Source organism: Niallia tiangongensis (assembly GCF_044704065.1).
Taxonomy (GTDB): Bacteria; Bacillota; Bacilli; order Bacillales; family Cytobacillaceae; genus Niallia; species Niallia tiangongensis.
The window spans coordinates 1,260,507-1,282,180 of record NZ_CP162613.1 but is presented as its reverse complement, the minus strand read 5'-3'; the positions used below and the strand labels follow the sequence as shown (position 1 = coordinate 1,282,180).

General features: G+C 34.9%; 21 protein-coding genes. 8 read left to right on the top strand and 13 right to left on the bottom strand.

Translation table 11 applies throughout. The features are described from left to right. Nucleotides 1-8 precede the first annotated feature (8 nt). The 3 genes from AB3U99_RS06170 to liaF are packed head-to-tail and all read right to left on the bottom strand — an operon-like array spanning nucleotide 9 to nucleotide 2,426. Nucleotides 9-644, bottom strand: a complete 636-nt coding sequence (locus AB3U99_RS06170; RefSeq protein ID WP_400246369.1) for a response regulator — start codon at nucleotides 642-644, stop codon at nucleotides 9-11. Next, the gene (locus tag AB3U99_RS06165) at nucleotides 637-1,680 is read right to left on the bottom strand and encodes a histidine kinase (protein WP_400246367.1); all 1,044 of its coding nucleotides are present in this window, start codon (nucleotides 1,678-1,680) and stop codon (nucleotides 637-639) included. Before AB3U99_RS06165 ends, AB3U99_RS06170 begins: the two co-directional genes overlap by 8 nt. Nucleotides 1,681-1,688: 8 nt before the next feature. Continuing rightward, nucleotides 1,689-2,426, bottom strand: coding sequence for a cell wall-active antibiotics response protein LiaF (gene liaF / locus AB3U99_RS06160; RefSeq protein WP_400246366.1), 738 nt, complete (start codon nucleotides 2,424-2,426; stop codon nucleotides 1,689-1,691). Between the two features lie 599 nt (nucleotides 2,427-3,025). Between liaF and AB3U99_RS06155 the strand changes: the two genes are divergently transcribed. After that, nucleotides 3,026-4,429, top strand: coding sequence for a hypothetical protein (locus AB3U99_RS06155; RefSeq protein ID WP_400246365.1), 1,404 nt, complete (start codon nucleotides 3,026-3,028; stop codon nucleotides 4,427-4,429). Between the two features lie 589 nt (nucleotides 4,430-5,018). On the opposite strand, the gene AB3U99_RS06150 is transcribed toward AB3U99_RS06155, so the two are convergent. Then, nucleotides 5,019-5,678, bottom strand: a complete 660-nt coding sequence (locus AB3U99_RS06150; RefSeq protein WP_400246363.1) for a phosphatase PAP2 family protein — start codon at nucleotides 5,676-5,678, stop codon at nucleotides 5,019-5,021. A gap of 169 nt (nucleotides 5,679-5,847) precedes the next feature. Here AB3U99_RS06150 and AB3U99_RS06145 point away from each other — a divergent pair, with 169 nt between their 5' ends. Next, nucleotides 5,848-7,056 (top strand): M20 family metallopeptidase, encoded by a 1,209-nt coding sequence (locus AB3U99_RS06145; RefSeq protein ID WP_400246361.1) that lies wholly within the window; start codon nucleotides 5,848-5,850, stop codon nucleotides 7,054-7,056. Between the two features lie 594 nt (nucleotides 7,057-7,650). On the opposite strand, the gene AB3U99_RS06140 is transcribed toward AB3U99_RS06145, so the two are convergent. The 3 genes from AB3U99_RS06140 to AB3U99_RS06130 form a co-directional block, all read right to left on the bottom strand. Continuing rightward, nucleotides 7,651-8,376, bottom strand: a complete 726-nt coding sequence (locus AB3U99_RS06140; RefSeq protein WP_400246359.1) for an EcsC family protein — start codon at nucleotides 8,374-8,376, stop codon at nucleotides 7,651-7,653. Nucleotides 8,377-8,507: 131 nt separating this feature from the next. Next, entirely contained in the window at nucleotides 8,508-9,728 is a 1,221-nt protein-coding gene (locus AB3U99_RS06135; RefSeq protein ID WP_400246357.1) for an ABC transporter permease, read from the bottom strand. Further along, complete coding sequence (locus AB3U99_RS06130) at nucleotides 9,721-10,461, bottom strand: ABC transporter ATP-binding protein (protein WP_400246356.1); 741 nt, start codon at nucleotides 10,459-10,461, stop codon at nucleotides 9,721-9,723. The genes AB3U99_RS06135 and AB3U99_RS06130 overlap by 8 nt, the downstream gene beginning before the upstream one ends. Before the next feature lie 703 nt (nucleotides 10,462-11,164). Between AB3U99_RS06130 and AB3U99_RS06125 the strand changes: the two genes are divergently transcribed. The 3 genes from AB3U99_RS06125 to AB3U99_RS06115 all read left to right on the top strand — a co-directional run bounded on the left by AB3U99_RS06125 (nucleotide 11,165) and on the right by AB3U99_RS06115 (nucleotide 13,424). Beyond that, complete coding sequence (locus tag AB3U99_RS06125; RefSeq protein WP_400246354.1) at nucleotides 11,165-11,587, top strand: HIT family protein; 423 nt, start codon at nucleotides 11,165-11,167, stop codon at nucleotides 11,585-11,587. Between the two features lie 316 nt (nucleotides 11,588-11,903). Continuing rightward, on the top strand, nucleotides 11,904-12,986 hold the full coding sequence (serC, locus tag AB3U99_RS06120) for a 3-phosphoserine/phosphohydroxythreonine transaminase (RefSeq protein WP_400246352.1): 1,083 nt from the start codon (nucleotides 11,904-11,906) through the stop codon (nucleotides 12,984-12,986). Between the two features lie 87 nt (nucleotides 12,987-13,073). Further along, nucleotides 13,074-13,424, top strand: coding sequence for a YtxH domain-containing protein (locus AB3U99_RS06115; RefSeq protein WP_400246350.1), 351 nt, complete (start codon nucleotides 13,074-13,076; stop codon nucleotides 13,422-13,424). A 449-nt stretch (nucleotides 13,425-13,873) separates the two neighbouring features. Here the strand turns inward: AB3U99_RS06115 and AB3U99_RS06110 are convergent, their stop codons facing one another. Continuing rightward, nucleotides 13,874-14,074, bottom strand: a complete 201-nt coding sequence (locus AB3U99_RS06110; RefSeq protein WP_400246348.1) for a DUF6440 family protein — start codon at nucleotides 14,072-14,074, stop codon at nucleotides 13,874-13,876. Between the two features lie 351 nt (nucleotides 14,075-14,425). Between AB3U99_RS06110 and AB3U99_RS06105 the strand changes: the two genes are divergently transcribed. The 3 genes from AB3U99_RS06105 to AB3U99_RS06095 all read left to right on the top strand — a co-directional run bounded on the left by AB3U99_RS06105 (nucleotide 14,426) and on the right by AB3U99_RS06095 (nucleotide 16,315). After that, nucleotides 14,426-14,995, top strand: coding sequence for an HTH-type transcriptional regulator Hpr (locus AB3U99_RS06105; protein ID WP_400246346.1), 570 nt, complete (start codon nucleotides 14,426-14,428; stop codon nucleotides 14,993-14,995). Between the two features lie 366 nt (nucleotides 14,996-15,361). Next, a complete protein-coding gene (locus AB3U99_RS06100) occupies nucleotides 15,362-15,916 on the top strand; it encodes a DUF3267 domain-containing protein (RefSeq protein WP_400246344.1) in 555 nt (184 codons plus the stop codon). Nucleotides 15,917-16,135: 219 nt separating this feature from the next. Beyond that, nucleotides 16,136-16,315, top strand: a complete 180-nt coding sequence (locus AB3U99_RS06095) for a hypothetical protein (RefSeq protein WP_400248180.1) — start codon at nucleotides 16,136-16,138, stop codon at nucleotides 16,313-16,315. 115 nt (nucleotides 16,316-16,430) lie between these two features. Here AB3U99_RS06095 and AB3U99_RS06090 read toward each other — a convergent pair whose 3' ends face one another. The 5 genes from AB3U99_RS06090 to AB3U99_RS06070 form a co-directional block, all read right to left on the bottom strand. Then, nucleotides 16,431-16,520, bottom strand: a complete 90-nt coding sequence (locus AB3U99_RS06090; RefSeq protein ID WP_035416274.1) for a YjcZ family sporulation protein — start codon at nucleotides 16,518-16,520, stop codon at nucleotides 16,431-16,433. 91 nt (nucleotides 16,521-16,611) lie between these two features. Beyond that, entirely contained in the window at nucleotides 16,612-16,695 is an 84-nt protein-coding gene (locus AB3U99_RS06085; RefSeq protein WP_035416275.1) for a YjcZ family sporulation protein, read from the bottom strand. A 612-nt stretch (nucleotides 16,696-17,307) separates the two neighbouring features. After that, a complete protein-coding gene (locus tag AB3U99_RS06080) occupies nucleotides 17,308-17,502 on the bottom strand; it encodes a sporulation YhaL family protein (protein WP_400246342.1) in 195 nt (64 codons plus the stop codon). A gap of 164 nt (nucleotides 17,503-17,666) precedes the next feature. Then, nucleotides 17,667-18,617, bottom strand: a complete 951-nt coding sequence (gene yhaM, locus AB3U99_RS06075) for a 3'-5' exoribonuclease YhaM (protein WP_400246340.1) — start codon at nucleotides 18,615-18,617, stop codon at nucleotides 17,667-17,669. A 56-nt stretch (nucleotides 18,618-18,673) separates the two neighbouring features. Beyond that, a complete protein-coding gene (locus AB3U99_RS06070; protein ID WP_400246338.1) occupies nucleotides 18,674-21,670 on the bottom strand; it encodes an AAA family ATPase in 2,997 nt (998 codons plus the stop codon). Between the last annotated feature and the right edge of the window lie 4 nt (nucleotides 21,671-21,674).

The window sequence follows — 21,674 nt, the reverse complement described above, 5'->3', positions numbered from 1 at the left end:
ACAAGTAACTACCTTGTCATAATAACGCCATTTCGATTTGCATACACGGCTGCTTGTGTTCGGTCGGCTACACCTAGTTTGGATAAAATATTACTTACATGGGTTTTTACCGTTTTTATTCCTATGTATAATTCCTCACTAATCGCTTGATTTGTCATCCCCTCGCCAATACACATTAGCACTTCCAATTCTCTTTCTGTCAAATCATCATGGGGTTTTCTTTCCGTTGCTCGTAACTTTTTCACCATTACGTTCGCAACTTTAGGCTCAATAACTGCTTCACCACTAATTGCTTTATTAATAGCCTGAACAACCTCAAGTGCACTTGCTGTTTTTAATAAATAGCTAAAAGCACCTGCCTCTATCGCCGGAATTACTTGAGCTTCATCATAAAAACTAGTAATGATAATGATTTTGCAGCTAGGATATTCTGTTAGAATGGCTTTCGTTGCTTCGATTCCATTACCGTTTTCCATCAATAAATCCATCAGCACAATATCTGGCTTTTCTTTTAAGACAAGTTGAACAGCCGTATGACCACTATTGGCTTCTCCTACAATTTGAATATTCGACTCTGTCATTAAATAAGAAATAATCCCTTTCCGGACCATCTCATGGTCATCAACTACTACTACTTTAATCATTTCCCCACCCCTTTGTCGGAACTCTAATATCGATATAAGTACCTTCGCCGATTTTTGAACGAATTTCCATTACGCCACCAATTTCTTCACAACGCTCTCTCATCGTTTTTAATCCATAGGAAGCAATTCTTTCTACAGTTGGATCGAAGCCTTTTCCATTATCCCCAATATGTAAATGAGCATAATTCTCACGCTCTTCCAAAATAATTCTTACTTTATCTGCATGGGAATGACGAAGCACATTGGATAAAGCTTCCTGTACGATTCGAAATAAATGCTCTTGTCCAGCCGTAGTTAAACTTTCAATTTCATCTATACTTGCAGAAAAATGTAGCGTTGTTTTCCCTTTCAACTCTTGAATTAGTTTAATAATTCCATCACACAATGTATCATTACTTAATTCAACTGGTCTTAAATGAAGCAATAACGCTCGCATTTCTCCTTGTGCTTTTCCCGCAATCGAAACAATTTCTTTTAACTGTTCTTTTGCCAGAGCCGGATTACTGTCAAAAATTTTATAAGCAGCAGAAGACATCATATTTAAAGCAAATAATTGTTGACTGACAACATCATGCAAATCTCTTGCCAGTCTTTGCCTTTCTTCTATTACTGCAGCATTATGAGCAGTTTGTCCGAGTGTTATTTTTTCATTTGCTAATCTTTGCAAGGAATGGACTTGTTCTTGTTGATAGTCAGCAAGTTGATTGAGCTCTTCTTTCACACCGTGTACATACTCATTTTTAGATAGCTGCATTTTCCCTGGTATTTTCCCTCTCCGCAAAGACGATGTAAACCAAAACACCTCATCTAATTGCTTCTTAATCGTGCTATTCCATTTAAAAGCGAAATAAAAGCCAATTATAGAAGTTAGGAAAAACCAAATAACTGCTAAAATAAAGCTTTCTATAGCATTCATAACAAACACAGAAAACAAATACAAATAAATTTGTATACTTATAAATAGTAATAAAGCACTAATCATACTTGTTAAAGCTACATTTCGGTAATATCCATAACGGCTACTTGTCTGCTTCATGTTTCCTCCTATACCTTTTGCACAGCTATATCGCCTATATTAATCAAAATATTTAATTTGATTTTTTTTATTGCCTCTTGATAATCGGGAGTTACATACTCCAGGCTATTTCCAAGCCCATCTCTAATCGATTGGAGTATGCGTACTTCTCCAATTTTCGCTTCTGCAGTGATATTAATCGCTAAATCATCTGGAACAATTATTTTTATATCGCCAATTCTAGCATGTATAAATAGTTCGGTTTCCCCTTCTGGAATAAAGGCTTTGCTAAAATCGATATAGACATCCCCTATCCCATGAGATATATGCATTGGTTCAACAGACCAGTTGTCAGTATTATATTTCACATCACCGATTCGAAATGATTTCTTTGTATAGCGGTTTCCTCCACTATCATATTCAAAGGAAAATTTCTTTGGACTAATAAGCCCTAATGCCATAAGAATAATTACTAACGGCCACAGTCTCCAAAAATCCATAAAAACAAATTCCAATAGTTGGAAACGATCTAATATTAATAAAATGGAAAAAGTAAGAATAAATAAAGTGGAAAATAAATTATTTTTTCTCTTTAAAGAAATTTGATAAAGAGATAGAATTCCATAAATAAGCAACAAAAACGGATATATTATGACAAATATTTTTTTTATTTCCAAGGAAATGACACCTATATTAACGAGTAAAAGGATAACTCCTAGAATAAGCAAAGTAATGGAAAACATTGTTTTGGGGATAGATTTCTTCAAAGACTTCCCTTCTTTCTTTAAACATTTATACTTAGGATGATTATTTCTTCCCTCTACTTCGGACAATTTCAAAAAGTAATACAAGAATTTCAGTTTGTATCTAAACTCCTAAATTTTAGAAACGGAAGTTTATTTCTAGTATGTTAATTAATCCCTTTGAACAGGATATGTTTCTTTCCGCTACAGAAATTTGCTTTCCTTTGGGCTCGACTGAACTCAAAGGACTCTTACCTATCCGCTCTAAGCAACGCACGAAAATTCAATTTAACTTAATAAAATCTTTTTGTCTGCAAACTGGAATATAAACATATTGTACTATCCTTTCGAACATTTTTGCTCCTTCTATCGAAGATTTTTTCTCCGACTTAAGAAGGAGTCATTATTTCTTTGATAGATAGCCCTTATTTTCATTGTTTCCTCCACTTCTCTTTTTTCTTTATTTTGAGCTTTAGAAATTACGATCTACTAAAACGGGCTCCCCCATTTTTTCGTTAAATGACCAATCACCTTTTACATGCAGCCACATAGTCTGTATTAACCGAATTGTGATAAATGCCTATAGCATTATTGACCTTAAATCGGGAAAGGAGCTGTATTAAATGGGAATTGAATTAACAGCACTTCATTGGATATATGTATTATTTATTGTCTTTATTATCGGATTTATGGTTATGAGAAGAGATACTACCTTTATTTGTATTGTCGGAATCTTTCTTTTAGCAATCACAGCAACGGGCTCATTGAGCACGTCAATTAGCAGTATTTTTAATAGCTTTATCTTTGCGATTACAGAATTGTTACCTACTATAGTTGTTATTTCTATAATAGTAGCAATGAGCAAAATCTTGACCAAAACAGGTATTAATGATGTGATGATTTCTCCCTTTTCCAAACTAATTCGTTCACCAAGTCTAGCTTATTGGACGATAGGTATTGTCATGATGTTGATTTCTTTCTTTTTTTGGCCTTCCCCTGCAGTAGCATTAATTGGTGCTGTTTTATTACCAGTTGCTCTGCGTGTCGGTTTGCCTGGAATTGCCGTTGCCATGGCTATGAACTTATTTGGGCATGGCATCGCTCTATCAGGAGACTATATTATCCAGGCCGCTCCAAAGCTTACTGCAGACGCTGCGGGAATCCCTGTGCAAGATGTTATGCATGCAAGTATTCCCCTTGTAATCGTTATGGGGCTTGTGACCACTATTTCGGCTTTCTATTTTATTAAACGTGATATGAAAAGAGGAACATTAACTTATTCGACCGGCATCAAGTCTTCCAGTACATCAGACCTTCTCCCTCAAGTTAATCGATTACTTCTTAGCAGGACCCAAAAGAACTTATTTGCTATTCTTATTCCGATTCTCTTTATTCTCGATGTCGTTGCAATGTTTCTTCTAGATTTACAAGGGGGAGATGCTACTGCACTAGTTGGAGGAACATCCATTTTTATTCTTCTTTTAATTACATTAGTAAGCTATAAAAACAAAGGATTAGAAAAAACAACCAGTTATTTAATTGAAGGATTTCAATTTGGCTTTAAAGTTTTTGGTCCAGTTATTCCAATTGCCGCATTCTTTTATTTAGGTGACTCGGGCTTTAGTACGATTATCGGAGACTTTCTTCCAAAAGAATCCCATGGAATCGTAAATGACCTCGGAGTTGCTTTAGCTTCCACTGTTCCATTAACAAAAGAAATTGGAGCAGTCACATTAACAGCTGTAGGTGTTATTACAGGCTTAGACGGTTCTGGTTTCTCAGGAATTTCTTTAGCCGGCTCCATTGCTGGTTTGTTTGCCCATGCGATTGGCAGCGGCATAAGCACCTTAACTGCTTTGGGGCAAATTGCTGCAATTTGGGTTGGCGGAGGAACTTTAGTGCCTTGGGCGTTAATCCCTGCTGCTGCAATCTGTAATGTCGATCCATTTGAATTAGCCAGACGAAATCTTCTTCCAGTTTGTATTGGATTAGTGGTTACCACAATTTTCGCAATATTTCTTATCTAAAATAGGAAGCCGACTGATTGCAATGAAATACCAAGGTATTGAGCTTCATTTTCAAAAAAGCAACAAAATCCAATGAAAAGAGGCTGGGACAAAACGAAATAGCCAATCTGTAAAGACGATCAATATCTAATTCAGATCTTAAATAAAGCTACTTTCTCATGATGGTTATCTATGTTTTTAAATATAGTCAAGTGTAAAAACTAAGTCGTTCCATTGCACTACAGACGCACGATGCTCCGGGGAGGAAGCTGAGCCTACTCGCTGAGCTGCGGGGTCTAAAGCGTCCTCTATTTCCTGCAGGAGTCGAGCGCCCTCCGCTCCATTTCTTCGTTTTTTAAAGTCTTTGCTAAAATTTTTTTAATAGAAAAATTTAATTATATGGAAGAACTGAGCAGTCTGAATACACGTAGACTCTTATGGGAGCTGCGAGAAAGTCCGAGACCCCGCAGGAGCCATGGAAAGCGAAGTGTATTCAGACTGCGGGTAATAGCAACAGACTTTTTTGAAACCTTCTTTCTAAAATAAAAAAACACGAACAATAATGCGTCTACATTGCATTGATATTCGTGTTTATTACTAATTGAAATGCTTATATCCCAGCCTCTTTCTCACGTCTATTAAGTCGATGTTTAAAAGTTTCATACAAACCTACCCATACAAATAACCAGATTCCACCTAATAAATAGCCTCCAATAACATCGGTTGGATAGTGAGCCCCTAAAGCAATTCTGCTTATCCCGATTAGCAGAATTAATACAAAGGCAGCACCTGCCAAAATTAGCTTCCCTGCATTTGCTTTTATATCCTTTGCGATAAGATGGGCAATAAACAAGTAGAGAAGCAAACCTACCATTGCATGCCCACTAGGAAAACTCAAACTGTCTACCTCTATTGCATCAGCTGTTATCGGTCTAGGTCTTGCTACCAGATCCTTTATCCATTTATTTAATTCATTTCCTATTCCCACACATAAAACAAATGCGGCAATGCCAGCATAATCTTTCTTTTTCCACCACAGAAAAAGAATAAAAAGTAAGGCAATAATTCCAATCCCAATCTTATCTCCTAAATAAGATACTCCTTCCCAAAAAGGATTTAAGCTAGTTGAAAAAAGCATATGTATAAAATCGGTTATTGCCGTATCAAAGGCCAATTTCTCCTGACCAGATACACCAATAATAAGAAGTATAAAAAATAAGAACGAAAGGATTAACAGCCCCCAAGCCATTTTTGATTTTCTAATATCCATATTTTCCTCCTATATGATATTCCATTCCAACCTTATTTTAACAACATTCCCTTCATTAGGATAGGGGAAAATTCGGAACTAATTCCATTTCCATCTACCTTTCTCCTATCCTCTTACTTATTCCATGCTATAATAAAAATATTCTAAATAGTAAAACGAGGTGAAAGAGATGCTACAAAAAATATGGGAACAATTAGAAAACTATTATGACGAAATGGTCGAAATACGAAGATACCTTCATCAACGTCCAGAATTATCATTTAAAGAGTATAAAACAGCTCAGTATATCATCTCTTTCTATGAAAAATTAGGTATTCAGGTTACTGGAAACGTCGGCGGAAATGGAGTAGTAGCAAAAATCACTGGAGGAAAACCAGGCAAGACAGTTGCTTTACGTGCAGATTTTGATGCCCTTCCGATACAGGATGAAAAAGAAGTTGATTATAAATCAAAGGTTCCAGGTGTTATGCATGCCTGTGGTCATGATGGACATACAGCGACATTATTAATCCTCGCTAAAGTAATAAATGAATATAAAGAAGATTTGTCAGGAAATTTCGTTTTCATTCACCAGCACGCAGAGGAATCAAACCCTGGTGGAGCAAAAGCGATGATAGAAGCAGGCTGTTTGGAAAATGTGGATGCTATATTCGGTACTCATTTATGGGTGACGCTTCCTACAGGTACTGTTTCCTATAAATCAGGTCCAATGATGGCTGCTGCCGATGAATTTAAAGTCAAGATTCAAGGACAAGGTGGACATGGAGCACAGCCCCATAAGACGAAAGATTCTCTTGTTACTGCTTCCCAGCTCGTCATTAATCTCCAACAAATCGTCAGCAGAAAAGTTAATCCTATTCACAATGCTGTTTTAACAGTAGGCTACTTTGAATCTGGTAATGCTTTTAATGTAATTGCTGATACAGCAACAATTGGGGGAACGGTTCGAACATTTAATTTAGAAACTCAAGCACTTATTAAAGAAGAGCTTGAAAGAGTGATAAAGGGAACCTGCTATACAGCAAATAGTACGTATGAATTTGAATATGATGATGGATATCCAGCTGTTGTCAATCATTCAGAAGAAACTTCCTTTTTAGCTCGATGTGCTGAAAACATCCCAGGAGTGCTTGTGCAAGAAGGAGAACCAGAATTAACAGGCGAGGACTTTTCCTATTACCTTCAGCATGTAAAAGGAACTTTTTTCTTTACAGGTGCAATGCCTGATACAAATGGCCTTACTTATCCCCATCATCATCCAAGATTCGATATTAACGAAAAAGCAATGCTCATTGCAGCAAAAACACTTGGGTCTGTTGCAGTTAATTACAATCTTACCTTTTCTGAAGAAGAAACGAATACAATTAAAATATCGTAAATTCCAGAATCAAAAGGCTGGGACATAAGTATTCCAGCTTAAAATAAACCCGAATGATTATACGAAGCTGCCAATGAAAGGTTCGTATAATCATTTGGGCTTTTTTATTCGTTTTAAAATGGATGTTCCATGAAGTTTGTTGCTATTACCCGCAGCCTGAATACACTTCGCTTTCCGTGGGGCTCGCGCTAAAGCCGCGGTCTGCTTCCGCCTGCAGGGTCTCAGACTGTCTCGCTAATCCCCGTGGCGTCTACGTGTATTCAGGCTGCTCCGTTCTTCCAACTAATTTATTTTTTCTTGGGAAAACAATATTTTTTAGGAAATAGCTTTTAAAAACGAAGTGGAATGGAGCGGAGGACACTCAACTCCTGCGGGAAGTAGAGGACGCTTTAGACCCCGCAGGCGCGCCGAGGAGGCTCAGCTTCCCCCCCGGCGCATAGAGTGTCCGTAGCGCAATGGAACGAATTGGTTTTTACACTTGAATATATTTAAAACCATAAATAACTAATATGAAAAAGTAGCCTTTATTTAAGAGCTAAATTAGAGATTGTTCGTCTTTACAGATTGGCTATTTCGTTTTGTCCCAGCCTCCTATTATTTCATTTTTTCCTGTTCTTGAAAATAGCGCCAGCGATATACATTCCTAGCAGTCTCTCCCAATTGATCTAATAAATTATAGTTTGCGTAAGCACCGACTGCTGCTCCAATACCTGGTACAAGTTGGAGCATTTTCACAAAATCAATAAAATCACGATATTCTTGTTGCAGCTCCTGCCAATTAAGACCAGCAACTTTATGCTTTTCTTCTTTCCAACTCTCTATTATCTCTAAAACTTCCCTTCGTTTGCCTTCACTAGAAAAAGCTAACTGAAAGATATAGAGCAAATAAATTCTTTCCTCTAATTTGTCCGTATCATAACCATAGATCGTTGCCGTTTCCATTAAAAAATTCATTTTAATAGAAAGTAATAGTGGAAAATCGGCCAATCCAAGCAGAATCCCACCGGCACCTGTTCCAGCACCTTCTACAACAGCCACTTTTTTATATTGACCTATCTTTTTCGTTAACTCCTCATCTTTTCCCTGTAAAGTGTGAAATAGAGCTGGATTCTTTTTCTTTAAAATATTGCTACCCGCCAGCGTGGCTTGAATCATCTGTTTGATCGCTTCGGTAATTGTTTGCTGAATTTTATCTGGTATATAAGAATTTATTTTATTCTGTGCCTTCTTGGATGCTCTATTTAAAATCGAAGAACGTTTTTGCAGTTTACGTTTCCACTCCTCGACTTCTACTAATGCTCTTTGTTCATATTCATTCATCTGCCTTCCTCCTTATGCTTATTCTTACGTTTACAATAAGAAATAGTTCCCTTTTTTCCTTCCTACTAATCGAATTCAGATATAGAAAAGGAGCTTAAACCTTAGTTAATAAAGGCTTAAGCTCCTTTCCATCATGAATGTTTCACTTTTTTATTTATGTACAATAAAACAAAAAAGGCAATAAAGGCTCCATTGACTATTAAAGAAATCAATGCATATAGAAAGTCCCCTTTAAGTGCAATAATAAACGTTAAAACAATTCCTTGGCAGCCTAAAATAGAGGCCATTATTTGCTTAAAAGATTTTTCTCTATAAGAGGATTCTACCGGATATATAATGATCCACAGTTTGTTATCATAAGCATGCCAAAGTGGCAATAACTGCAAACCAGTTAAGAAAACAAATAAAACACTAATGAAAACTTGGCCTGGTCCAAAAGATAAGAAAAAAATAAAAATTCCACTTATCACTGTTAACCGTAGTGTTAATCCAAAATAATCACCTGCACGTATATAGGTTCTCCAATATAAATGGGTAAACACTTTTTCTTTCGCATAAGGGATTCGACTAAACAACAAATCTAGTAAACGTCTTCTTTTAATACGATTTCTTAACTTAGGTACCTCTGTAAACATATTCGCAAAACGATAAAAAGAGGCTAGTCTTTTTTCATCCTGTTCGATTAAATATTCCCATTTTACTCCTTTATTGCTTGTCGCCTTCTGAAAATAAATAAGCAAGAACGCCATGATAAAGAGCAAAACAAGAATAAATAATGGAGATGAATCCGCAAATAATAAATAAAGAATGGCTAAATTAACGAAGAATCGCACCACTGTATCCATGTAATGATAGCGAACATTTACATAGTATTGAATATGCCAGCGAATAAGCAAATTAGCACCTTTACTTATCAATAGCACAATTAGTAAATACCAAAAACGACTAAAATCCCCACCATGTACTTGTGCATACAACGGCATTAGCGCTGCCAGAAGGATCAACAGTAAATATCCTTGGACAACAAAGCTAACCACCATTGACTTTAGAAAATATTTCTTCATTTTCGTCTCAACAGCAATTAAAAAGATCCGATCGGCATCCTTTAAAAAGGTATAGGTAGGACTATTTGTCAGAAAAAAGGTAAGGATAATACTCATAATAAGTGCCACTGGAAAATCATTAGGAATCGTTTTCAGCCAGGCTTGATAGTAAAAGGCAGCAGTTCCTAACAAAAACACTAAAACAATGACAAGATGTCCATTGAATATATACTTTAAATATTGACCATATTCTTTTGCTGTTTGGCCAGCTCTCTCTTTCCACAATTGCTTTTCATTAAATTCAAACATGTTCTTCTTCCTTTGTTAGAAGGATATATAAATCGTCCAGTGTAGCACCTGGCATATTAAAGGCTGCCCTTAATTCCTCCATCGTTCCCTGACACTTTATTTTTCCTTCATGAATAATAATAATCCGATCACAATATCTTTCCGCAGTAGCAAGAATATGAGTGGACATTAAAATCCCTGCACCCTTTTCCTTCATTTTCTTAAGTTGATCAAGTAGAGACTGGATACCAAGTGGATCCAACCCAACAAATGGTTCATCAACAATATAAAGGGATGGTTCCACTAGAAAAGCACACATAATCATTACCTTTTGCTTCATTCCTTTAGAAAAATGAGCAGGAAACCATTTTAGTCTTTTTTCCATTCGAAACTCTTTTAATAATACTTCCATCCGCTTTTGATAGTCAGATTGAGATAATCCATATGCCATCGCAGTTATTTTCAAATGCTCTTCCAATGTTAATTCATCATATAATATTGGTGTTTCTGGCACAAAGGTAAATTCTTTTCGATACGCCTCTTTGTCCCCTTCAAACGTCTTTTCATTAATGAATATTTCTCCTTTATGGGATTCCATTAAACCGATAATATGACGAATAGTAGTACTTTTCCCTGCACCATTTAACCCAATTAAACCAACCATTTCATTTCTATTGATTGAAAAAGAAATATCTTTTAGAACAGGATTCTTTGTATAGCCTCCAGTAACATTCTTTATTTCTAACAACGCCATATATTGTACCTCCAATATGTATTATCTATAGTTTAACAACATTCTCCGTTAATTAAAAATGATTGCACAGAAAAACTATTAATTCTTTTGTATATAAATTTCTTAATCAGGACATTCTATTTATTGAAGGGGAGCACCAATGAAATATTGCAGTATAAACTCCAATATTAAATGAGGTGTTTGCAAAAGATTCTATAGAGATCTTTTAAAAGAAACTTCCATTCGTTTTTAAAAGGGGATGTTTGCCTTGCATAAGCAAGATATAAACATAAGATCAGTAACACCAAGTTGCTTTCTATCAAAAGCAGCCTTATAAATCATTTCCACTTTGAAATGAGGTGTTTGTCGCAGACTGTCATCCAATCTTTATACGTTGATAAACATATAAAGACATTTAAGGGGATGGTTCGTTTGAACAATGATCGATTTTTCTCATAAAGTAAAACAATTCATATTTAAATGAGGTGTTTATCAAAGAGAAGAACCCTAAACGATAAAGCAGAAGTTCTCTCCTTCAAAAAAGAGGGTGTCCTTAAAGGTATTCTTATCATGTATTTCCATGTTAAAGGAGTTTACTTAAACTTCTCACTTGGAGCATTCATGGTAAGAGGATCCTTACAAGGCACCCTCTTTCCTTTTGGTGTTCATTAAAATAGCTCCTGTGTTAAAATATTGGTAATACATAATGAAGGAAGGTTTTTTTATGAGTGACTGCATTTTTTGCAAAATAATCGCTGGAGAAATTCCATCTAAAAAAGTTTTTGAAAATGAACATGTCATGGCTTTCTTAGATATTAGCCAGATAACCAAGGGACATACATTGGTTATACCAAAAAAACATGCGAAAGATATTTACGAATTAACACCTGAAATTGCAAGCAATCTGTTTGAAGTAGTGCCCAGTATTGCATCAGCAATTAAAGAGGCGTATGAACCAATTGGTTTAAACCTTTTAAATAATAATGGCGAAAAAGCGGGACAATCCGTTTTCCATTATCATATGCATCTTATCCCACGTTACGGGAAAGGTGATGGATTTGGCGCAGTTTGGAAAACAAATTTTGATGGATATTCAAATGAAGAATTGACAGAAATCGCGGATAAAATTAAAGAAAAAGTGAAATAAAGAGACGAAAGTTACAGGAAGTAAAGATTTTTCTTAAAAAATTCATTTTTTCCAAAAGCTATATGATAATAGTTTCCATTTCATCTCTTTGATCCCTTCCCCCTATCGTATCAACCATCAAACATTTTGGAAGCTGGGGTAAATACTTTTTTAATAGCACAAAACGACAAAACACCCTTTTGAAAAATTCTCATTTTTTCAAAAAAGGTGTTTTTTTAATCTGTACAAATCAGTGGAATTTGTTAGTATAAGGGTAATCTTTTTGTCTTTACCGTATTACTACTAGTTGAAAAAGTTAATTTAGGAGGAAAGAACGTTGAAAAGAGCATATAACTTTAACGCAGGTCCTGCTGCTTTACCTGAATGGGTTCTACAAGAGGCAAAGGAGCATTGGCTGAATTTTAATGATACAGGAATGTCTTTAATGGAATTAAGCCATCGTAGCAAAGACTATGAGGCTGTACATAATGAAGCAAAAGAGCTCCTTACGTCTCTACTTTCCATACCAGATAATTATGACATTCTTTTTTTACAAGGAGGAGCAAGTCTTCAATTTACGATGGTACCAATGAATTTGCTTCCGGAAAATCAAACTGCCTATTACGCACTTACTGGCGTATGGTCAGAAAAAGCAATCAAAGAAGCTGCAAAACTTGGCAATACGGCAATTTCAGTTTCTAGTAAAGACGATAATTATACAAATATTCCTGATCCACAAAAAATTGAATTGCCAAAGGATGCTGCTTATCTTCATATTACAAGCAACAATACGATTTATGGAACTCAATGGAATAACTATCCAACGAGTTTGTCTGTACCTTTAATCGCTGATATGTCCAGTGATATTTTAAGTACACCAATTGATGTATCACAATTTGGCGTTATTTATGCTGGTGCCCAAAAAAATCTAGGACCTTCTGGAGTAACCGTCGTTATCATTCGAAAAGATTTAATAAAAGAAGATACCAACTTGCCAACTATGTTAAGTTATCATACACACGCTAAAAATAATTCATTATTCAATACACCACCTACTTTAGGTATTTATCTTTTATCTCTGGTATTAAAATGGGGGAAACAGCAAGGCGGTATCGAAGGAATTGCTTCCATAAATAAGGAAAAGGCACAGCAACTATATGATGTTATTGATCAAAGTAATGGTTTTTACCGAGGGCATGCGGAAGAAAAGAGCCGTTCCAAAATGAACGTAACCTTTACCTTGCCGTCAGAAAATCTTACAAAGGCCTTCTTACAGGAAGCAAAGGAAGCAGGATTTGTTGGTCTAAATGGTCATCGATCTATTGGAGGCTGCCGTGCTTCTATCTACAATGCTGTTCCACTTGACCATGTTGTCGAACTAGCTAAATTTATGAAGGATTTTCAAAACAGTCATCTATAAAAAATGCGCAAAATACGAAGTATCCTTAAAAATAGTAATGAATACTTGATTACGTTATAATATTGAAAAAGAGCGAGGTGTTAGCAAATGAGCGCAAAATCATTCTTATCAGGATTTTTAATTGGAGGAATTGCAGCTGGAATCACAACCTTACTGACAACTCCTTACTCAGGAAAAGAAGTTAGAAGAGTCTGCAGCGATAATGGAAAAGCTTTTCTACAACATATTCAAGAATTAAAAATCGACTTAAACGAAATAAAAGACTCCGTTAAAACTGTTACTGTAGAAGGAAAAACAGTTTTAAGTGCCTTTATTGAAGAACTTAAACTATCCCTTGATACGTGGAAAGAAGAAATTAAGCCACATCAAGAATTACTTCAACAGGAGCTAGATGAATTACAATCAACCATTAATGAATTAGAAAATGATTTAAAATAACCATTTAGTCCTTTTTATAACTGGGAATAACATTCTTTTGATTAGACTATAAAAAATGGAGGATTTCTAACAAGGACCCCCTCCATTTTTTTCTATTCCAAGCCATCTTCACAATGTTAATTTTTCTAACATAATGATGTTAAATCTTTATTCGCATATAATTTTTTTTATCCTTTTCCAACCAATTCTTACTTTCCATTCTTTTGCTTCGCTTTTTTGATAATTAATTTTTTATTCACTCTCTAAAAAACTTCTTACTCCCTTTTTGCTAATCCATCATTTTTTTAAGGCTGTTTTCTTATTTATTATGCTATTTTGATGAAACTCTTTGCGACCAAAAAAAGAATGAACCAAATGGTTTTAAGTGCATTCAGATTTTCAATTTAATATCAGTTAAATATATGCGATAAGTGTGAAAAAGCCACCTCCATAAGGAAGTGGCCGACGCATTATTCAACTGAAGTCCCAGACTCAGGTATAAAATCTTTATCAACTAAAGGTTTTCCATCTTTATCAACCATAACAGTTAATCCAGAAGTAGGACCGCCATAACGAAACATATATAGGACTCCTGTCTCATTATCACGAATTATTTTAGTAACTTCCATTTTCCCTTGCGTATAAACATCCTCAAAACGTTTATTTGCCACTATAACAGACTCCTTTTTTCGGTTTGGTGAAGCAGCTATCTCCATCTAATATTATCACAAAACGCCAATTAAATCCTTTGTATTGAGCAACAATCAATACGAAAACAGTCTTTTTTAAACAGATAATTTCTCCTTTTTTCATTTTTTTCTACCCGTTCTCTCTCTTCATTCCCTAAAATATGTATAGACAAACAACTGAATTTTTATTTAAGTTTTTACATATCTATTCAATAAAGCGCTTACTTTAAATAAAAATTCTTATTTCTAAAAATTTTGTTAATTTTTATCTTTATTAATTTTTGTTTTATTGGCATAATGTTTATAGATAACAGAAAAGTAGGTGATTTGTGGATGAATGAAAGTCAGATCTCAATGAAGGATGCTTTACTCTTTACTCAAAGAATTGGACAACTTAGCAAAGCATTATGGAAGGCAATCGAGAAGGATTGGCAAAATTGGATTAAGCCGTATGATTTGAACATTAATGAGCACCACATACTTTGGATTGCTTACCAGCTAAACGGGGCATCTATTTCAGATGTAGCAAATTTCGGGGTAATGCATGTCTCAACAGCATTTAATTTTTCGAAGAAATTAGAAGAAAGAGGACTACTACAATTCTCGAAAAAAGAAAATGACAAGAGAAATACCTATATTTGCCTAACAGATAAAGGAAAAGAAGTATTTGTTCAAATTATGGAAGATTATAATCCTAGTAATAGCTCAGCATTATCCGCCTCCTTGCCAATCAGAAATCTATATGGAAAGTTTCCAGAGCTTTTAGAAATGATGACAATCGTTAAGCATATTTATGGAGACGATTTTATTGAAATTTTTGAAAAATCCTTTACTAATCTTGACAATATTTTTGAAGATGATGAAGGGCATCTAAAGAAAAAGGATCCAGTATATACTAAATAGAGAAACGAAAATTGGGGAAAAGGACTCTAGGTTTAGGACATTCTAGACCTGTGTTAAAAAAGATAAGTGAGCAGGTTGCTTTCTTGTCTTTTTTTCGGAAAATTTCAATAAGTTTTACAAACGCAAGTAAAATACATATTAAGAATGATATTTCTCTGTTCGCGAATAATAATTTTACTAAATGTCATAAATTTATATAAAGAGCCTATTGATTTTTTACTCTATTCGTCGTAAAGTATCAAGGTAAGTTCGCTTGATTAAACGCAAGATAAGGCAAAGAAAAGATATTCTTCCAATTATTAGTTATTCAAGCAAGAAATTATTATTAAAAGTAGCTAAAAATTTCTCCCTATGGAGGGCATTAACATGAACTGTTGGAAGACTGTCAACTTCCATAAAAAATATGGAGCGCAGCGCCTTTTTATTTTGTCTTCTATGACAATGATTGGTTGTTTTCTTTTCCTATATGTACCAATAACAACCTATTTTGCGCATAACAACCTTTCTGACGATTACTTTTTATTATTTATGACAACGATATTGTTTATATATCCTTTACACAAATTATTGCACTTATTACCAATGATTCATTTAGGGGATAAAATTAAGAAAACGTGGAATAAACATTTACAATTTTTACCTGTTCTTCACATTCAAGTAAAAGAACCAATTGGAAAATTTCAATTTCAATTCGCACTAATTATCCCTTTTGTAATCATTAGTGGACTATTATTGGTATCTTGCTTCCTTTTCACAAGCTATGTTCATTATTTTTTAATGATTTTCGCTTATCATACAGGTATATGTGTTCCAGATTTCATTCGGATGAAAAATCTCTGGAGATCTCCACGTTCTTGCTATGTAGAAGAAAACGAGGATGGATTTGAGATATTAATAAATAATGTAAGGGAAATATCTTAAATGGATACTATTACTGTTTTACCAAACATATAATGATATAAAACTTGCAATCTAGCTTCCTACAAAGATAGATTACAAGGAGGCTAAAGAGCTTCCAAGCTATTGATTAACGAAAAAGCTAAGTTTACTGTCTAAAATAGTTGATAATACTATCTTTTTGTCCTGTAATTTGATAATGTAAATATCATACAATAAATTCTGCTTATAAGGAGGGAATCAATGATGATCTCCATTTTCATTATTTTAGCTATTTTTATTTTATATAATATTAATAGACTAACAAATGCCCTATGTTTACAAAAAGAAATTCCTGAAGAAAAACAACCAAAAGTTTTTCGAACAATAAATGTTCTTATCACTATTCTTTTGATTTCTTCCTATATGGATATGCTTTTTTAAGATTTTTTTAACTAAACAGACTCTGACATCTAAACAGAGATATGTAGAAAAGAAGCAATGTAATAGTCGACATACCGACTATTATATTGCTTCTTTTTATATGCCTCAGATCAACTTATAGCCAAGCTGCTCCGATGATTACTAATAAGATGAATAGTACTACTAATAAAGCAAAGCCTCCACCGTAAACTCCTCCACCAGACATGAAGATTCCTCCTCTCTCTAACGTTCCAGTTGTTCTTTGGCGCATAATAGACCCTCACCCTAGTAAGATTGCCTTTATACGCTATTATAGCTTACAGCCACGCAGCGCCAACGATAACTAATAAGATAAACAATACAACGATTAAAGCAAAACCTCCGCCGTAAACGTTACCCATAGTAACACCTCCTTTAAGGTTGCTACCATTTGTTAAATAAGCTTATGGTGTTTCGGTTTTTCTGCTTTCTTTTATTTAATGGCTTCCTTTATTCCTTACACCCCAAACCCATGACCCATTGTATGTGTCAGGAGTCACTTGTTAGCCATCGATCGTAATCAGATCCTCCATAAAAGAATTTGCTGTTATTTATATTATTTTGTACAGTACTACCACCCTAAGTTCATTTTTTACTACGTAAACCGTAACAACCTGTTGAATTTGCTTAATGCGAATTCTTAGAGCTCTTTTTCAAGCTCAATTTATCATATGTATTTGCCCTAAATTCGGAACAGGACATATACCCATTTTTTTATAAGGAAACGGAGAGTAAAAAAGAGAGTTTATAGAGTAACTTATTTTATAACGGCATTCTGAATGCTTAGCAAAGGCTAACACTTCATGAAAGCCGAAAAACAAAAAAAACAAAGGAGCCAACCTATAAAAGGACATTTCCATAAACGGAGAACATTGTTTAGGAATGAAATTTATAGCATTCGATCCTTTGTACGAAATAAATTGTAAGAAGAAATTCCTTCATTATCCGGAAGATAGGAAGCTTAATCAAACTTCTTAATTCTCATATCCTCTCTCTTCTCCATTTTTGCGCTTTTTCTCTTCTTCTAACCTTTTCATATATATCTCTCCTTCCCGTTCAATTATTTCATTTTCTGCAACCCTATCCTCTCTTCCAGTTTTAACGGCCATAAACGCACTAATTGCAATTCCTCCTAATACAAAAATAACCCAAAGTGGAATTCCTAGCATTGAAAATTACCCCTTTCTAGTAATTTCTATCTTTTATTTCATCCTATGCTAGAAAAACTAGATTATTCCCTTGAACGCAGATTTTTCCAGAAAGAAGTTATCTTTAATACAAACTTCTAAAACACAAAAAAGGAAGAGAACCCATGGGAACTCCTCCTTAGTCTTTATTTATGAAATGTCGGCTTATAGAAGGAACGGTTTTCTAACGGGAACACTCTTTCCGTAAATTCACCTGGTTTCGCTCTTTCCAACACGCGATCTAGCATATTCATTTTAGCGTCTAAGTTATCAATATAATGTAAGATTTCTGCTTCTTTAATTAACGGAGCTTTCGGGCTTCCCCATTCTGGCTTGCCATGATGGGACAATACTAAATGCTGAAGAATGACCACTTCTTCTCCTCTTATCCCTAACTCATCAGCTGCTTTTCCTATTTCATTAATCATGATCGAAATATGTCCAAGTAAATTCCCTTCCAATGTATAAGAAGTGGAAATTGGTCCAGATAATTCGATTACTTTTCCAAGGTCATGAAGGATAATCCCTCCGTATAGCAAATCTTTATCCAAGCTAGGGTAAAGGCTTGCTATTGCCTTTGCCAAATCTAGCATACTTACAACGTGATACGCTAATCCAGAAACAAACTCATGATGGTTTTTCGTTGCTGCTGGAAATTGCAAAAATGCCTCTTGATGCTTCTTTACTAAATGCCTTGTAATTCTTTGGATATTGGGATTTTGCATTTCAAAAATATAATGAGTTATTTTACTTAACATCTCATCCGTTGTAAGGGGAGCTGTTTCCAGGAAATCAGCCAATCGAATGCCTTCTTCACCTGTAGCAACCTTAATTTGACGAATTCTTAATTGAAGCTTTCCACGATAACTTTGGATATCCCCATTCACTTTTACAATCGTTTCCGGGCGATAGCTCTGCTCATCGACTTCCGTAGCATCCCAAAGCTTTGCTTCAATTTCACCCGTTTTATCTTGAAAAATAAGCGTCATAAACGGCTTTCCATTGCTTGCAATAGCTTTTGTAGCATTCTTTATTAATAAATAGGATTCAAATTGTTCCCCAACCTCATATTGAAGTACTCCTTTTTTGTCCAACACATTCTCTCTCCTTTATCTATCTCTTTATTTAAGTATAGCATGAAGTCATTCCATCTTTATAAGCTTGTTTCTCTTTCCTCTGTTGGTAATAGATTCAAACTATCTTCTGGAAAATATTTTAATAGATGGCGATGACAAGTAAAGAATATTAGCTGATTTCGCTCGCAATTCTTTAATAATTGAATCACTTTTTCCGTTCGCTTTTCATCAAAATTAACAAAGCTATCATCGATGATAAATGGAATAAAATAATTTTGATAAAATGTTTGCGCTAAGGCAATTCGAATTGATAAATATAATTGTTCAGTCGTTCCCTGACTTAATTCCTTTGCCTCATAAAAAACATGTTGATGGCTCTCTACTAAAAATCCCGCTCCCTCTTCCTTTGGCAGTATCCGAATATATTTCCCTTCTGTCAGAAAAGCTAGATTTTCCTCTGCCTTCTGAAGCATAGCAGGCAATTGTTTTTGTTTATATTGCTCAACGGTTTTGGCTAATAGCTGTTTTGCAACGGCAAATTTTGCCCATTCTCTCGCGTCTTCTTTGAATTCCGACTGTGACTGTTTAAATGTATGCAATAAATCGGTGTATGTACCTCCACTTTCAATTCTCGAAAGCGTAAAGTTAATCGCAGCACTCTCCTCTATAACCTCATTTAAACGAGACGCTAATCGTTCCATGTTTGCTTGTTTTTCTTTTAACTGTAGCTCTGGATCTTGAATTCTTTGATACAAAGGAATTTGTCCTTTTGAGATATTCGCCATGTCTAATTGTAAATTAACCGTAGAAAGTCGATCCGTATATCTTTCTCTTTCTATTTCAAGTGCCGCCTTTTCACGAAAAGCCTCTTCTTCCTCTACTCCAGCAATCGAAAATAGTGCTATCTTTTCTTCTAAATAACGGCCATACTCCGTTTGATATCTATCCATATTTTCTGTTATATCAGCTTGCTTTCGTCGATAAGCTTTCACGGTATCTTTTTTCAATTTCTCTTCCGTTAATGCCTTTTTTAATCGATAGCACCTATTTGCAATTGTTTCTTCCTCTTCTCCGATAAACGTTTGGAAAAGATGAATGATTGTATTTGAAATTTGTTCCTTCTCTTGATGAATTTCCTTGATTTCTTGATGCAGAGATAATATTTCCCTATCTCTCGTTTTCCATTCTTCTATTAATAAAAATGCATCATATATATGCTGAGTTGCCAATTCATAAGGAATTTGGAGCTCGTTTGCCAATTGTCTCAATAGCTTTTGATGGGAAAGAAAATCTGCTTCCCACTTTTCAAATCCTTGTAATACTCTTTCATAGCTCTCATTTTGCTGGTCTAATTTAAACTGAAGCTGCGTCAATGTATCTCTCCGTTTTGCATCTTCTTCTAGCTTCTGTTCATCAAGGAGAGAAACTCCCTCTCCTTTTTCAAAGACCGAAAGCAAATGATCGCGTTCTTCTTTTATAAGCACTATTCTTTTGGATTTTTTTCTGAGTTCACTTTTAGCAAGTTTTTTTTCCGACATGAAGACGAAAAAATATACAATGCAAACAGTAAAGCTAACAAACGCGAGGAACCATTGCTCAAAAAATAAAGCTCCTCCTCCAACTAGCAACAAAAATATTGATAGAACACCTGTTACCATGGCGCTCTGCTTAAAGCGCTTCTCTTCTACCTTTACCTGTTCTTCTAATTGATTGATTTCCCTTAATAGTAAAGCAGCCTTTTCTTTGTTCCATTGAACTTGATTATCGCTTTTCACACGTTCTTCTAATCTAGATCGATCAGCTTTTGGCAGTAGCTTTTTCTTCTCTACCTTTACCGTCTCTTCTAACGCTTCTAAAGTAGTTTGCTCCTCCTTTAATCGCTCATCCAGCTCTTCTTTCTGCTCCTTTAATCTCCGTTGTTTAGAAGCAGCCTGTGCGCATTGCTCTTTTAAAAATATGCTTGTATTACTTTCCTTTAGTAAAATTTCTTCTTCCATTGGCAGATGCAATTTGCTTTTTAAGCTATCGATTTCTATTTCTATATTTTTTAATTGATTTTGCACTTGCGTTTGCCGATTCTGTAATTGTTCATAGACTGGCAATTTTTCAACAGCAAACAATATCTCATTTTCAGCAGCAAGGAGTTTTTCTTGGATAGTACAACTTGCCACTTCTTTTTCTATTTCCATCGTTTTCATTTCCACATGTCGGATTTCTGCTTCGACAGAAAGTATTTTTTCTTTTATCGATTCCCATCTAGTTAACCCATTCTGCGGGAAAGTAAACTCCTTATAGGCTTCTAATTTTTGTTCAATTACTTCCTTTTCTTGGACAATCTTTTTTATTTTGGTCCATTCTTCCAATAGCCTATATTCCTGTTCCTCCATTTTTATTGTTTCTTCCGTCTGCAATCTTTCTTTTTCTAACCGATCTTTCTCTGCAAGCAATTGCTCATATTTATTATTATCTTTCTCTTCTATTTTTAATTGGCGATGCCGTTCTCGTAAATCTTGGAGCTTTTCGTTTAAGACAGGCTTTTTTCCACTAGGCTTATAGCGTGAATCTAATTCCTTCTGTAAGTCATTTTCTACTTTTAATAGCCTATCAGAACCGACCGCTCCTGTTGAAAACAAAAACCTTCCTAGTTCTTCTCCCTTTAGTTGCTGCACGTTTTGCAATCCGTGTAAATTAAAGGAAAAAATGGATTGATAAAGACCTTTATCCATTCCTGCTAATAGTTCATTTAAAAGCTCTTCTTGACCTCTTCTTCCATCCTCCAAAGTGACTGTTACATCACCAGACGCTTTACCTTTTACTCTTTCTATTGTTGCTAGTCCAATCTCAGGGAAGAGTATTTCTAGTTGGCCGCCATATTTATGCTGCAGCTTCGGTTCATATCTTAATTCCGCCTGTTGTTTTGTTGGGAATCCAAATAAAATACTATGAATAAAACTCATTATCGTCGATTTACCAGCCTCATTTTCCCCATAAAACACATGAATAGGAGAATGGATGGAAAAAGTTTTATTTTCTAATTTCCCATAGCCATAAATAGTTATTTTCTTTAATTCCATATCC

What these genes read in the sequence shown, in the direction of transcription:
- AB3U99_RS06170 (WP_400246369.1), bottom strand. Translation starts at nt 644, where the DNA reads ATGATTAAAGTAGTAGTAGTTGATGACCATGAGATGGTCCGGAAAGGG.
- AB3U99_RS06165 (WP_400246367.1), bottom strand. Translation starts at nt 1,680, where the DNA reads ATGAAGCAGACAAGTAGCCGTTATGGATATTACCGAAATGTAGCTTTA.
- AB3U99_RS06155 (WP_400246365.1), top strand. Translation starts at nt 3,026, where the DNA reads ATGGGAATTGAATTAACAGCACTTCATTGGATATATGTATTATTTATT.
- AB3U99_RS06150 (WP_400246363.1), bottom strand. Translation starts at nt 5,678, where the DNA reads ATGGATATTAGAAAATCAAAAATGGCTTGGGGGCTGTTAATCCTTTCG.
- AB3U99_RS06145 (WP_400246361.1), top strand. Translation starts at nt 5,848, where the DNA reads ATGCTACAAAAAATATGGGAACAATTAGAAAACTATTATGACGAAATG.
- AB3U99_RS06140 (WP_400246359.1), bottom strand. Translation starts at nt 8,376, where the DNA reads ATGAATGAATATGAACAAAGAGCATTAGTAGAAGTCGAGGAGTGGAAA.
- AB3U99_RS06135 (WP_400246357.1), bottom strand. Translation starts at nt 9,728, where the DNA reads ATGTTTGAATTTAATGAAAAGCAATTGTGGAAAGAGAGAGCTGGCCAA.
- AB3U99_RS06130 (WP_400246356.1), bottom strand. Translation starts at nt 10,461, where the DNA reads ATGGCGTTGTTAGAAATAAAGAATGTTACTGGAGGCTATACAAAGAAT.
- AB3U99_RS06125 (WP_400246354.1), top strand. Translation starts at nt 11,165, where the DNA reads ATGAGTGACTGCATTTTTTGCAAAATAATCGCTGGAGAAATTCCATCT.
- AB3U99_RS06115 (WP_400246350.1), top strand. Translation starts at nt 13,074, where the DNA reads ATGAGCGCAAAATCATTCTTATCAGGATTTTTAATTGGAGGAATTGCA.
- AB3U99_RS06105 (WP_400246346.1), top strand. Translation starts at nt 14,426, where the DNA reads ATGAATGAAAGTCAGATCTCAATGAAGGATGCTTTACTCTTTACTCAA.
- AB3U99_RS06100 (WP_400246344.1), top strand. Translation starts at nt 15,362, where the DNA reads ATGAACTGTTGGAAGACTGTCAACTTCCATAAAAAATATGGAGCGCAG.
- AB3U99_RS06095 (WP_400248180.1), top strand. Translation starts at nt 16,136, where the DNA reads ATGATGATCTCCATTTTCATTATTTTAGCTATTTTTATTTTATATAAT.
- AB3U99_RS06090 (WP_035416274.1), bottom strand. Translation starts at nt 16,520, where the DNA reads ATGTCTGGTGGAGGAGTTTACGGTGGAGGCTTTGCTTTATTAGTAGTA.
- AB3U99_RS06085 (WP_035416275.1), bottom strand. Translation starts at nt 16,695, where the DNA reads ATGGGTAACGTTTACGGCGGAGGTTTTGCTTTAATCGTTGTATTGTTT.
- AB3U99_RS06080 (WP_400246342.1), bottom strand. Translation starts at nt 17,502, where the DNA reads ATGCTAGGAATTCCACTTTGGGTTATTTTTGTATTAGGAGGAATTGCA.
- AB3U99_RS06070 (WP_400246338.1), bottom strand. Translation starts at nt 21,670, where the DNA reads ATGGAATTAAAGAAAATAACTATTTATGGCTATGGGAAATTAGAAAAT.